The following is a 13,807-nucleotide window of genomic DNA, read 5'->3' as shown; positions in this document are numbered from 1 at the left end:
GGGAGGAGAAATAGATGGCAAATCCTTTTGAAAATGCGGATGGCACCTATTTGGTGCTGATCAATGAAGAAGGCCAATATTCCCTATGGCCCGGTTTTATAGATGTGCCGAGCGGCTGGACAGTCGTTCATGAACAAAAAGGGCGTGAAGCCTGTTTGGACTATATCCAATCACATTGGAGAGACATGAGGCCAAACAGCCTAAAGACTGTTGAAAATGTGTAATCGCATAAAAAGAGACTGCGGCAAGCAGTCTCTTTTTCTATTTTTGCGCAGACGTTTGGGTATGATCACAATCTCTGACCGGGTTTCCGTTTTCATCTGTACACCAAGATTGGGATAAAAACGCTAAAAACACAGCGGCCCACTGATCGGCAAACTGAATCAGAATGCCCCCGTCATGCCAAGAACCGTTGTCTTTTTTCCAGCGGGTATCCATTGCATTCCCTTGATTCATATGGATATTGTGCATGCCGTTGGTCGGGGTAAAGCCGAATATTTTATCTGCAGCCTGTTCAGGTCCGAATTTGGAACCGAATATATAAACCGGCGCTTTCTCATCTTGCGCTTTCTTCATATACGTTTCAATAAAATCATTTAAATCATTATCAGGCCCCGTGATTTCATGCGGCAAAGGCTTCATTTCTCCTGGGTCAAACAAATTGCCCCGCACGTAATCAAGCGCCACTTCACGGTTTGCCTCATTGATCCTTGTATATCCATACGGCATGTTCGGAAGGATGGTAATCGAGCTCGAATCAAACTGATCGTCAGCCAAATACAATACTTCAGATTCCTCAGAACTGGACATCACATTGATGGCGCACCTGTAATACGTATTCTCTTCACCGAGCACTTTGACTTGGAAATGAGGACTGTCATCATCTGTTTCCCGCTTCATGTCTAAGACAATGCCTTTTAACACGCCATATTGCTGAACAGCCATATGAATCCTCCTTTATGATCAACTTCATAATCATAATTCGTGAAATGATCTCTTTTTCCTTTTAAAAGATAAAAAAAGCCTGCAGAAATCTTTCTGCAAGCTCAATGTGAATTAAGCGCCCGCCACAGATGATTCATCCTGTAAAGCTTTCTCGGCAGGAACATATTCATAGCCTAGATCCCTCGCTACAGCTTCATAAGTTACGTGTCCGTTTGCGGTGTTTAAACCCGCTCTCAGTGCCGCATTGTCTGCGAGCGCTTTTGCTGCCCCTTTGTTCGCGATTTGCAGCGCGTATGGAACTGTAACATTAGTCAGAGCGATTGTTGATGTGCGAGGAACAGCGCCCGGCATGTTCGCTACAGCATAGTGCACAACACCGTGTTTTTCATATGTCGGCTGGTCATGTGTAGTGATATGGTCGACCGTTTCGACGATGCCGCCTTGGTCGATTGCTACATCAACAATGACTGAACCAGGTTTCATTTGTTTTACCATTTCCTCAGTCACAAGAGTCGGAGCTTTAGCACCCGGAATTAATACTGCGCAAATGAGAAGATCCGCTTCCGCCACAGCATCAGCAATATTGACCGGATTAGAAATTAACGTTTTAATTTGATGGCCGAAGATGTCATCAAGCTGGCGCAGGCGGTCTGCGTTTAAGTCAATGATCGTCACATCTGCACCGAGTCCGACAGCCATTTTCGCCGCGTTTGTCCCGACCACGCCTCCTCCGATAATCGTTACTTTTCCGCGAGAAACGCCTGGCACCCCGGCAAGCAAAATGCCTTTTCCGCCTTTAGGTTTTTCTAAGAATTGAGCTCCGATTTGCGCTGCCATTCTGCCCGCAACCTCGGACATTGGCGTGAGAAGAGGCAATGTCCGGCCTTCACTAACCGTTTCATATGCGATGGCAGTTACTCCTTTATCCTTCAAGGCCTGTGCAAGCTCAGGCTCAGCTGCTAAATGAAGATACGTAAACAGCACAAGACCTTTGCGGAAATAAACATATTCTTCCGGCAGCGGTTCTTTTACCTTCATGACCATTTCGGCGTCCCAGACCTGTTTCGGATCAGCAATGATTTCCGCTCCTGCTGACTCATAGGCTTCATTTTCAAATCCGCTTCCAAGGCCCGCGCCTGTTTCAACCAGCACTCGGTGGCCGTTTGAAATGAGCTGTGAAACGCCTCCAGGTGTTAAAGCGACACGGTTTTCATTGTTTTTTATCTCTTTAGGAACCCCTATGATCATATCTGTCTCCTCCTGTATCTGTGATATTTTTAGTGTAGCTCGATATTTTGGAAAATTCTTTGTTTGATTAAGAAAATAAAAAAACATGGATTTGTGAAATTTCACAAATCCATGTGCCGAAGTTTAATATCTAAATAGATGGTGAATTTTTGATTCACATTTTTTAAATCAATTTCAGCGATCTGGCTGATTCGCTTGAGACGGTAATTCAGCGTATTAACGTGTATATTTAATAGCTTGGAAGCCGTATTCACGCTGCTGTCTGCTTCAATAAAGCGCTCTAGCGTCTCTACCAGGTTTGACTGGTGATCTCGGTCATATTGTTCCAGTTTGGAAAGCGAGTAATTATCATAGCCCGCCAGTTTCCGTTTTTCATATAAGACATCTAAGTATTGATAAATGCCTAACTCAGAAAAGCTGAAAAGATGTTTGGTCTCTTCTGCGAACCGTTCCTTCGCTTTTAAGACGGACAATGCCTCCTGATAGGAGCGGGAGACAAAAGAAATAGAGCTGTATATTCCGCCAAAAGCGATAGAAACGTCTTCTATTTTATACCGCTCCTTCAGCTGTTTTTGCGTACTGAAAGCAAACTGTTTTAAATCTTGAAAAGGATGATCTGTTTTGGGTGCGGTTAATATAATCAGTTCATTAGAATCTACGGTCGCCAGCAACACGTAAACCTGCTGGGTCGTTTCCTGTAAATATTGCAGCTGCTGTTCGATTTTTTCAGTCAGCTCACCGTTTATGCGGATGATCATAACGGAAAATTCTGAAGGAGCGGCCATTCCAAGCTTATGGAACCCATCCGCCATGTCGGCCTCCTGATGGATGTGTCCAGTCAACATTTTCCAGAAAAATTCTTGGCTGCGTTCTTCATTTTTTGTTTTTCTGATTTGAAGTTTAAGAAGTTTGTTTCTCACTGCTTTTGCCGCCATTTGCAATGTCATCAGGTCATCATCAGACAATGTTTTTTGGATCTCAAGCGCCCATATGAAGCCAAGCACTTGGTTGTTTTTCCAAATCGAAATAGCGACGCGATTGCTCAGCCCTACTTCATCGATTTGCTTGACTCTGATCGGCTGGTCCGTTTTTAAGAGAGCAGGAATTGTCCCGTCTTTCCACAGCTTGTTAATCACCTTCTCCGGTACCCTTCTGCCAATAATGGTAGACGTCCGGGCAGGGTCTGTGCAGTCGCTGTGTGTACTGTAGGCAAGCAGCTTGTGGTTAACATCCTCTATGGTGATCGGGCACCGCAGAACGTCGCTGATATGATCAGCCACATCTTCAAGTCTGTCAAAACTATATTTAAACGGATCATTCGGCATGGTCATAAATCTCCCTACTTTTTCGTGCTTGATTTCTCTTTGACATCTCATCCCCTTCCTTTTATTATGATTGTTGTTGTTTGTGAAAATCAACAACAAAGAAAAACACTTACATGAGAGAAACGTTCTATATACATGTGGCGGTGAATCGCCTTTTTAAAGTACAGTTGTATGCCTTATATGATACGAAAGCTTATCCTATTAATCTTCTAAGAGAGTCATCGGAGGCGGGACTGATTAAGGAAAGAAAAAACTGAACCTTTCAGAAATGGTGCTGTAGCATCAAATATTCTGAAAGGTTTTTTTTGGGAGTTGGAGAATCATTTGGGTCTTTTGGATTATTCGAAGGATGAAAAGAAGATTAAGAAAATAAACCTATTTACTTTACAATATATGTTATTTTTAAGTGGTTCGAGGTAAACCATTGGACTCATTTTGTAAAATTAAAACATATTTGTTTGACTATGCCGAAAAACTGTTTTTATAATAATGACGTTCTAAAAATAAGTGAATTAGCCCATATTTAGGCTGATGGCACAGGAGGTAATGAGGAATATGGCAGGATTAATTCGTGTCACACCCGAAGAGCTAAGAGCGATGGCGAAGCAATACGGCGTTGAAAGCCAAGAAGTATTAAATCAGGTTGATCGTTTAAACCGAATGATCTCTGATTTGAAAAGCATGTGGGAAGGTGCTTCAAGCGAAGCGTTCGCAGATCAATACGAGCAGCTCAAACCTTCATTTATCAAAATGTCAGATTTGCTTCAAGATGTGAATCAGCAGCTTGATCAAACAGCAAATACACTTGAGTCTACTGACCAAGACATCGCAAATCAAATCCGCGGATAACAGTATGAAAGGGAAGGAGCGCCTGATTCAGAAGAAGACGGCGCTCTTTCTATGTAAGGGTGATCCTAAATGTATATTGATATTACTATAGATTTGAAACATTATAACGGCAGTGTCTTTGATCTCAGATTGTCAGATTACCACCCAGTGAAAAAAGTAATTGATATTGCTTGGCAGGCCCAAAGCGTATCTATGCCTCCGCGCGAAGGGCACTGGATCAGAGTGGTTAACAAGGATAAGGTGTTTTCCGGAGAATGCAAGCTGTCTGATTGCGGCATTACAAACGGAGACCGGCTTGAAATATTATGAAAGGATCTGGTTGAATGTCAGGTAAACAAAAATCGTATTTAGAAAACCAATTAGAAGCCGTTGCCGAGAAAACAGATGCCGGCTATACATTTACCTTTCAGCGGGAAAAAATAAAGCTTCTGGACGGTCTTGAAGCTAATGTGATCAAAGATGTAAATCCATTTTTTCATAAAGAGATCGACGTGACAGATGATGAGGTCATCATCACAATCCAACCTCCCTCCTCCTATAAAGCATTCCGCTTCATGAAAGCTAAGGATAAAAAAAGCAAATGGCAGTTTGCCTATCAGCTTGTTCAAGCCGTGCAGCAGCACAATTTGTCGAGGCTGAATGTGATTGTCGCTCCGGAAAACATTGTATTCGATAAAGGGCTGACGCCTTATTTTCTCCATTATGGAGTAAAAGAAAGCATCCCTCCTTACGAGCATGATGAGGAAAGAGTGTGGCGGGAGCTGAAAGCGGCAGCGGCTTTGGCGGTTGACGGCGCTTTTGCATTTGAAGACTATCTGAAATTCAATGAAACGCTGACGTTCTCCCCAGAGGCTAAAGCGATATTGGATGCGGAATCCTATGATGGCCTGCTTGAGCTGATTCAAACCCATATTGATGAGCTCGAAGCCAAAGCCAAAACATACATACATATCCCGAGAAAGAAGTGGAACATCCAGCGATATATCGGCCTGGGGCTCATTGTTTTGCTTGTACCGGCCCTTATTTACTCGATGTACGCCTTATTTTTCGCGCAGCCAAAGCACCAGGCAATAGTGGACAGCAACCGTGCTTTCTTAAACAAGCAGTACAGTGAAGTCATCAGCACATTGTCCAAGTACGATGCGGAAAGCCTGCCTGAATCAGTGCAGTATCAGCTGGCGACGTCTTATGTTGAGGTCGAAAATCTGGGGAGTGCAAAAACTAAAAATATAGAAAATAATTTAGTCACCCTTCAATCAGACCCTCAGCATTTCTTGTACTGGATTGATTATGGTCGAGGAGAATACAAAGAAGCGATCAGTATTGGCCGTAAGCTTGAATACAATGATTATATTTACTTTGCCCTTGCTAAATATAAGCAGCAGCTTTTATCTGAGGATACAAATGATGAAGACATACAGAAAGAACTTGATTCAGTAAATAGTGAACTTGAAAAAGCGCAAAAAGAACGTCAAGACAATAAACAGTCTAATTCTGATACATCATTAGTCGATACTAGCGAAGAACAGACACAAGCAGACGAAGAAAAACAACAAGCGGAAGAAAAAGCCGCAGCAGAGGAAAAAGCGAAAAAAGAAGAACAGAAGAAAAAAGAAGAACAAGAGAAAAAAGAAACAGAAAAGAAAGATGAGAAAAAAGATGACAAATAACGTGAGACATGAAGCGCAGGTCATCGCATGTTGCTATTCGGCCGTTAGGGGGTTCGCCATTTGAGTCTATTATGGGTTTTTTACCAAAATAACGTTCAAAAATTAAATCTGTCTAACCTCCCGTCGTCTCATCCGGTGACCATTGGGCCTGATGTGAAAGATTCCGTTACGATCAGCGCCATTCCATTTAATAGCGGAGTCATTTCTCTTCAAAGAAAGGAATCCGGCGGCCAATACGAAGTTTTCCTGGGAAATGATTGTCTCGGCATGATTGAGACGGATATATCATTTACTCTTCAAACGGATCAGCAGGATATACGCTTGATATTGACGGGCAGTGAACCTGAGAAATCTGTTTATTTTACGGGAAACCGGGATGAAATTGTATGTTCCTCAGAAAAGACGAATGCAGATATTTATCTGAATCCGCAAGGTTTTGCATTTGCAGAACAAAGCACGTTTTCTTTGCTTCGTGCCGGCGGCAACTGGTCGGTTCGCCCTGAAAGCGGAACGATCTTCTTGAACGGAGAGAAGATCAACGCCAATACGCCGCTCAAGCCGGGAGATGAAATCTTCTGGAACTTCACGCAAATGAGTGTGACAGAACAAGACCTTTTAGAAATCGTTCATTTTGCCCAGTTTGAAACAGCGTTAACAGAAACAGTCAAACCGAGTACAGAGATGCAGAAAAAATATCCGCAGTACAGAAGAACGCCGCGGATGGTGTACGATCTGCCGGATGACCGCGTTTCCTTTAGTTTTCCCTCTCAGGAGAGCGATCAAACCAACAGAGGGCTGTGGCTCGTCATCCTGCCTCCGCTTGTGATGCTGATCGTGATGGGCGTAGTCGCCATCATCCAGCCGCGCGGCATATTTATACTTGTTTCTTTGGCGATGTTTATGATGACTCTCATTACCTCGACAGTGCAATATTTCCGGGATAAGAATCAGCGGAAAAAACGCGAGGAAAAACGGGAGCGTGTATATAAGCTTTACTTAGACAATAAACGGAAAGAGCTTCAGGCACTTGCTGAGAAGCAAAAGCAGGTTCTTGAATTTCACTTTCCTTCATTTGAAAAAATGAAATACTTAACAAGTGAAATCAGTGACCGAATCTGGGAAAAATCACTTGAAAGCAAGGATTATCTTCAGCTGCGGCTTGGGACGGGAACAGTCCCCTCGAGTTATGAAATCAATATGAGCGGCGGAGACTTGGCGAATCGTGATATCGATGACCTCATGGAGAAATCACAGCACATGCAGCGTGTCTATAAGGACATCCGCAATGCGCCGGTGACGGTCGATTTGGCGGAAGGTCCGATGGGGCTTGTCGGTAAATCCCAAATTGTGAAAAATGAGATCCACCAGCTGATCGGACAGCTGTCGTTCTTTAACAGCTATCACGATTTGCGTTTCGTTTTTATTTTTCATGAAGAAGAGTATAAAGACTGGGAGTGGATGAAGTGGCTTCCGCAATTTCAAATGCCCCATATTTATGCAAAAGGATTTATTTATAATGAGCAAACGCGAGATCAGCTTCTGTCTTCGCTTTACGAATTGATCAGAGAGCGCGATCTCGAAGATGACAAAGAAAAACTGCAGTTCAAACCGCATTTTGTATTTGTTATCACGAATCAGCAGCTGATCTCTGAGCATGTCATTCTCGAATATTTAGAAGGACAGCATGAGCATCTGGGCATCTCGACAATTGTCGCTGCGGAAACAAAGGAGAGCCTGTCGGAAAACATTACAACCCTTGTCCGCTACATCAATGAGCATGAAGGCGACATTTTAATTCAAAAGAAAAAAGCGGTAAGAATCCCGTTCCGTCTCGATCATCATCAGCGTGAGGACAACGAACGGTTCTCACGCACGCTGCGGACGCTGAATCACCAGGTCGGCATCACGAATTCCATTCCGGAAACGGTATCGTTCCTGGAGCTTTTTCATGCGAAGGAAGTAAAAGAAATCGGCATTCAGCAAAGATGGCTGACGAGCGAATCTTCGAAGTCACTGTCAGTGCCGATCGGCTATAAAGGGAAAGATGACATTGTGTATCTGAACCTTCACGAAAAAGCACACGGTCCGCACGGCTTGCTTGCCGGGACAACGGGATCTGGGAAAAGTGAATTTCTCCAGACCTACATTCTGTCACTTGCAGTGCATTTTCATCCGCACGAAGCGGCTTTCTTATTAATTGACTATAAGGGCGGAGGAATGGCGCAGCCGTTCCGCAACATTCCCCACCTCCTCGGCACGATCACTAATATTGAAGGAAGCAAAAACTTCAGTATGCGTGCGCTTGCTTCCATTAAAAGCGAGCTGAAAAAAAGGCAGCGTCTGTTTGACCAATATCAAGTCAATCACATCAATGACTATACAAAGCTGTACAAGCAGGGGAAAGCAGAAGTGGCGATGCCTCACTTGTTCTTAATCTCTGATGAGTTTGCCGAGCTGAAAAGCGAGGAGCCAGATTTTATCAGGGAGCTTGTCAGCGCCGCACGTATCGGGCGAAGCCTCGGCGTTCACTTGATTTTGGCGACACAGAAGCCAGGCGGCATCATCGACGACCAGATCTGGAGTAACTCGCGCTTTAAAGTAGCGCTCAAGGTCCAGGATGCCACTGACAGTAAAGAAATTTTGAAAAACAGCGATGCCGCAAACATTACCGTAACAGGCCGCGGCTATCTGCAGGTCGGAAACAATGAAGTGTATGAGCTGTTCCAATCTGCATGGAGCGGGGCGCCTTACTTAGAGGAAGTCTACGGTACTGAGGATGAAATCGCGATCGTCACAGATACGGGTCTGATTCCGCTTTCTGAGGTTGATACCGAAGATATTGCGAAAAAAGACGTTCATACTGAAATTGAAGCTGTCGTTGACGAAATTGAACGCATCCAAGATGAAATGGGAATCGAGAAGCTGCCAAGCCCTTGGCTGCCGCCGCTTGCGGAACGTATTCCGCGCACTCTTTTCCCTTCAGACGAAAAAGACCATTTCCACTTTGCATATGTCGATGAACCTGATTTGCAAAGACAGGCGCCGATTGCTTATAAGATGATGGAAGACGGAAATATCGGCATATTCGGCTCTTCGGGCTACGGAAAATCAATTGCAGCCGCGACGTTCCTGATGAGCTTTGCGGACGTGTACACACCTGAGGAGCTTCATGTCTATATCTTTGATTTCGGTAACGGAACGCTTCTGCCATTAGCGAAGCTCCCGCATACCGCGGATTACTTCCTGATGGACCAGTCAAGAAAAATTGAAAAGTTCATGATTCGAATCAAAGAAGAAATTGACCGACGTAAACGTCTGTTCAGGGAAAAAGAAATCAGCCACATCAAAATGTACAATGCGCTTAGCGAAGAAGAGCTTCCATTCATTTTCATCACCATTGACAACTTTGACATCGTCAAGGATGAGATGCATGAGCTTGAATCGGAATTTGTCCAGCTTTCCAGAGACGGACAGAGCTTAGGGATCTACTTCATGCTGACGGCAACGCGTGTTAATGCTGTCCGCCAATCATTGTTAAATAACTTGAAAACAAAGGTTGTCCATTATCTCATGGATCAATCTGAGGGATATTCCATTTATGGCCGTCCGAAGTTCAATCTTGAGCCGATCCCGGGACGTGTCATCATTCAAAAAGAAGAGCTTTATTTCGCGCAAATGTTCCTGCCTGTTGACGCTGATGATGATATCGGCATGTTCAATGGGCTGAAATCAGACGTTCAGAAACTTCAAGAGCGCTTTGCTTCAATGGAGCAGCCGGCACCGATTCCGATGCTGCCTGAGAGCTTGTCGACGAGAGAATTTTCTCTCCGCTTCAAGCTGGAACGCAAGCCTTTATCTGTACCGATCGGGCTTCATGAAGAAACAGTCAGCCCAGTCTATTTTGATTTGGGCAAGCATAAGCACTGCCTGATTTTAGGCCAGACTCAGCGCGGGAAAACAAACGTCCTAAAAGTCATGCTTGAACATCTGATTGATGATGAGACCGAAATGATCGGCCTATTTGACTCGATTGATCGCGGCTTATCTCATTATGTGAAGGAATCAGATGTTTCATATTTGGAAACGAAAGAAGATATTGAGCAGTGGATTGAAACAGCAGAAGATATTTTCAAAACAAGAGAAGCCATGTATGTAGAAGCCGTCCGCCAAGGAGACGCGCACAATCTGCGATTCTCACAAGTGGTGTTGATGATTGACGGGATAACGAGATTCCAGCAGACGATTGATACGAGAATACAAGACCGTCTCGCTAACTTCATGAAATCATACGCGCATCTTGGCTTCAGTTTTATCCCGGGTGGTAACCACAGCGAATTCTCAAAAGGCTATGACTCCTTGACGACTGAGATGAAGCAAATCCGCCACGCGATTCTGCTGATGAAAAAATCTGAGCAAAATGTCATTCCTCTCCCGTACCAAAGACAGGAGCCTGAGATTCAGCCGGGCTTCGGATATGTTGTGGAAAACGGGAAGGAGCAAAAAGTTCAAATTCCTTTATGTTCTGCTGAAAGGGAGAGTGCTAGATGACAGAACAACGAAAAAGCTTGATCAAGTTAATATCCGCCGTCATCATCATTTTGCTGTTGCCGGTTTTGTTTTTCCGATTTATCGGAGACGATCCGACGAAAAAAGCAGTCAATTCCACCCGGCAAATCGCGGTGGTGAATGAAGACACTGGCGTATTGAGTGATGAGGTAAAGTCTGATGAAGAGGACAAATCCGCCCAGTTCGGCAAGGAAGTAGCGGCTGTTCTGGGTGAACGGCCTGATTATTCGTGGACGGTCGTAAACCGAAGCGCGGCTGAGACCGGTCTCGCTTCAAAGAAATACGATGCGATCGTCTATATTCCCTCAGACTTCTCAAAAAACATTTTGAGCTATGACAAAGACCATCCACAAAAAGCAACGCTGGAATTCAGCATTCAAGATAACCTGAATGCGGTCAACAAAGAAAAAGTTCAGCGTGAGCTTGAGGATGCCCAAAAGACAATGAACAAAAAAATGTCGGCCTTATACTGGAATTTTGTGTCGCAAAAAGTGGACAACATCAGAGGAGAATTTGACAAAATCGTCAATAAAGAATCTGAATTCCAGAATGTCATGTACAACTTTTACAAACCAAGCTCTAATGATTTAGCAGGTGAAATCAAACAGCAAAAAGACTTAATCGATGAGCTGAAGAAATCAATGAATGAAGCGCAAGGCACGACAAAAGAAAAAGCTTCTACAGCGGAGGAAGCCAAAAACACGCTAAAAGAATTCATTGATACAGTTGAAAGATACAAAGAATATCAAGAGAATCAGAAAAAGCTGCTTTTGGCAGCCCAGGATTCAACACAGCAGCAAATCCGGACAGGCCTGGACGCCATCCAGGCACAGCAAAAGGCGAATCAGTTCAGCGAACGCATGAGCGGATTGGCAACTGGGATCAGCCAAGCGAAGACACAGCTTGGGCAAACCAGCAATGTGCTGGCAAACGCCCAGCAAATCAGGGAGGGCCAAGTGCCTCAGCAGGAACTTGGCATGGCGAAAATCCAAAGTGATTTAATCGATCAATATCAGGCCGCATCAAGACAGGCAGCACTAAATCAGGTTTATGAATTGCTTGTCCCGGCACGTCAGGCATTGACAGTTGCGAAAGGGGACGACCCAGTCATAGACGATGGCTCTGACAACAATGATAAAGATAAAGACCCGAAAGAAGAAGATCCTGAAGAACTGAAAATCGATCTGGAAAAACAGCGTGAAGAATTGAAAAATATCGCTGCTGACATTCAAGACATTTCAGACAATCTGAAGGAGCCTGAAAAAGAGGATCCAACACCGGAGGACCCGGGTACTGAACCAGACGATCCGCCCACTGATAATCCAGAAAAACCTGATGACGGGGGCAGTACAAAGCCTGATGATACACAGGGCGACACAGGGAACGATAATAACAGCAGTGATGCCGGTAATGACGGACAAACGGACGGCGGTACTCAGGATCAAGAGCAGCAGCAGGGAACAGACGGTCAGGAGCAGACCGGCGGTGCATCAGACAGCGGAAAAACTGAAACAGGCGCTTCTGCCGAACAGACTGCATCATCTGATTCAGCCCTTCAATTGATCAAGCTGGCAAATGAAGACGGAACCGGAGATTCAGGAGATACCGGTAGCGGCGGAGATACGACGGGGCCTGGGGACCAAGATCAACCAGGAAACGGCGACATTTCTGATATCGCTAAAGCAAAAGAACAGCTCAGCAAAGCGTCTGAGCGAATCAAGCAGATTGAAGAAGAGCTCAAAGAAAAAGAAACTGCCCATAATGAAGAGCTGAAAAAGAAGTTAGAGGAACTAAAAGAGCAAATGGACGGTCTCAATGATGAAATTGATGATCTGAAGGACAAAGTGAAAAAGCTCGAAGGTAAGCTTGAAAATCTCGAAGCGAAACGGAAACGGGAGTTTGAAGGGATTTACAGTGCGATTCGTGAGCTTGAAAATAAAGATCAGCTTCAATTCTCAGGAGAAATCAATACAGAAAGCATCTCCGCTTTAATGAGATACTATAAATATTTGTCTGTTTATGACTCTGTATTATCAGGTACGATAGACAGTGCTGCAAAAGCCGGCGCCATTAACGGCCAGCAGGGCAACGTCAATTCCGTACTGGCTCTCACACCTGAAGAATCAGCCAGCTGGGAAGCTCTCAAAAACAACACGATGCAAACTGATGAAGACATTAACAGCTTCATCGACGGAATGACCAAATTTGCGGACGACTACAGCGGCTATATCCGCGACTCTCAAGCAGGTGTTCTCGACGAACTGACGAACATCTCTGAAAGTGCCGCAAAAGCGACAGAACAGCTGGTAACGGGCGCAACGCAGGAATCTGCGACGTTCAGCAACGATGGACTGTCTGGCACAATGGCACTGAATGTCCAAGATACGGTCGGTCAGGAAGTGCTGCAAATGTCAGACATGATGGGTTCATTGTCTGATCGCCAGTCAGGCATCATTGATTACACAACCAATATGCAGCAAAGCGTCAATGATGTTCAAGCAAAAGCCGACACCTTAAACAACAACTGGGGGAAAAATGTCGCCTCCACGAAACTCGTGCGCAATGACGTATACGGCATACTCGGAAATACATTAGTAGACGGGCAAAACAATGGCTATGTGTATGATTACTTGGCGAATCCGCTTAAAATCAGCGGAGAGGTTCCGGAAGAGAAAACTCAGACGGTACCGCCGGTTGTCATCCTTGTCATTGTGTTGATCAGCAGTCTGTTAATCGGCTATTTTAGCTCGTATTACCAAAACGCGCCGCTTCTCGTCAAAGGAGCGCTATTCGGAATTCTGAATATCCTTGTCGGACTCATGATCAGCTTGTTCGGTTTGAATATTTATTCACTGCCGGACGATCAGACGATTAAGTGGTCAGTGTTTACGATTCTATTGCTGGTCGCAAGTTCTGCCTTCATCCGGACGGCGTTCAGATTCGGATCGATCCCTGGATGGGTTGCTTCAGCGGCAATGATTCTATTCTATGTTGCACCGCTTATTGATTTGATCATGCCGAACTTTACATTTGAAGATCCGGTTTCGAAAGTATATATCGACATCCAGTACGGTACTGGGCACTTGTTTACAATGGGAATAACAGTTCTGCTAATCATTACGGTGATTGCCGCGGCTCTGCCGCTGATTATCCGGCTGATGGCTGAACACACAGCAGAAAGCGATGAAACGTATGAAGCGTAAT

8 protein-coding genes and 1 pseudogene are annotated in these 13,807 nt (G+C 44.6%); 6 read left to right on the top strand and 3 right to left on the bottom strand.

What is annotated here, in order from left to right:
* The first annotated feature begins 14 nt into the window (after window positions 1-14).
* The gene (locus tag CDO84_RS15325) at window positions 15-224 is read left to right on the top strand and encodes an MbtH family protein (protein ID WP_014665214.1); all 210 of its coding nucleotides are present in this window, start codon (window positions 15-17) and stop codon (window positions 222-224) included.
* A 37-nt stretch (window positions 225-261) separates the two neighbouring features.
* Here the strand turns inward: CDO84_RS15325 and CDO84_RS15320 are convergent, their stop codons facing one another.
* From CDO84_RS15320 to adeR, 3 genes and pseudogenes are all read right to left on the bottom strand, one after another.
* A complete protein-coding gene (locus tag CDO84_RS15320; protein WP_014665213.1) occupies window positions 262-945 on the bottom strand; it encodes a YukJ family protein in 684 nt (227 codons plus the stop codon).
* Window positions 946-1,056: 111 nt separating this feature from the next.
* Window positions 1,057-2,193 (bottom strand): alanine dehydrogenase, encoded by a 1,137-nt coding sequence (ald, locus tag CDO84_RS15315; RefSeq protein WP_014477847.1) that lies wholly within the window; start codon window positions 2,191-2,193, stop codon window positions 1,057-1,059.
* A gap of 101 nt (window positions 2,194-2,294) precedes the next feature.
* A pseudogene (gene adeR / locus CDO84_RS15310) lies at window positions 2,295-3,564 on the bottom strand (sporulation transcriptional activator AdeR).
* 509 nt (window positions 3,565-4,073) lie between these two features.
* Here adeR and CDO84_RS15305 point away from each other — a divergent pair.
* The 5 genes from CDO84_RS15305 to esaA all read left to right on the top strand — a co-directional run bounded on the left by CDO84_RS15305 (window position 4,074) and on the right by esaA (window position 13,806).
* Complete coding sequence (locus tag CDO84_RS15305) at window positions 4,074-4,367, top strand: WXG100 family type VII secretion target (protein ID WP_003220661.1); 294 nt, start codon at window positions 4,074-4,076, stop codon at window positions 4,365-4,367.
* A gap of 69 nt (window positions 4,368-4,436) precedes the next feature.
* On the top strand, window positions 4,437-4,676 hold the full coding sequence (gene yukD / locus CDO84_RS15300; protein ID WP_003228763.1) for an ESX secretion system protein YukD: 240 nt from the start codon (window positions 4,437-4,439) through the stop codon (window positions 4,674-4,676).
* Window positions 4,677-4,690: 14 nt separating this feature from the next.
* Window positions 4,691-6,037, top strand: a complete 1,347-nt coding sequence (gene essB, locus CDO84_RS15295; protein ID WP_040081961.1) for a type VII secretion protein EssB — start codon at window positions 4,691-4,693, stop codon at window positions 6,035-6,037.
* A gap of 60 nt (window positions 6,038-6,097) precedes the next feature.
* Window positions 6,098-10,585: a type VII secretion protein EssC gene (essC, locus tag CDO84_RS15290; RefSeq protein WP_040081962.1), complete on the top strand. Its 4,488-nt coding sequence runs from the start codon at window positions 6,098-6,100 to the stop codon at window positions 10,583-10,585.
* Window positions 10,582-13,806 (top strand): type VII secretion protein EsaA, encoded by a 3,225-nt coding sequence (gene esaA / locus CDO84_RS15285; RefSeq protein WP_040081963.1) that lies wholly within the window; start codon window positions 10,582-10,584, stop codon window positions 13,804-13,806. Before essC ends, esaA begins: the two co-directional genes overlap by 4 nt.
* Window position 13,807 lies beyond the last annotated feature (1 nt).

The organism is Bacillus sp. MD-5 (assembly GCF_002201875.1).
Taxonomy (GTDB): Bacteria; Bacillota; Bacilli; order Bacillales; family Bacillaceae; genus Bacillus; species Bacillus stercoris.
Note: the sequence above shows the minus strand (reverse complement) of the source record. Positions and strands in the feature narration are given on the sequence as shown.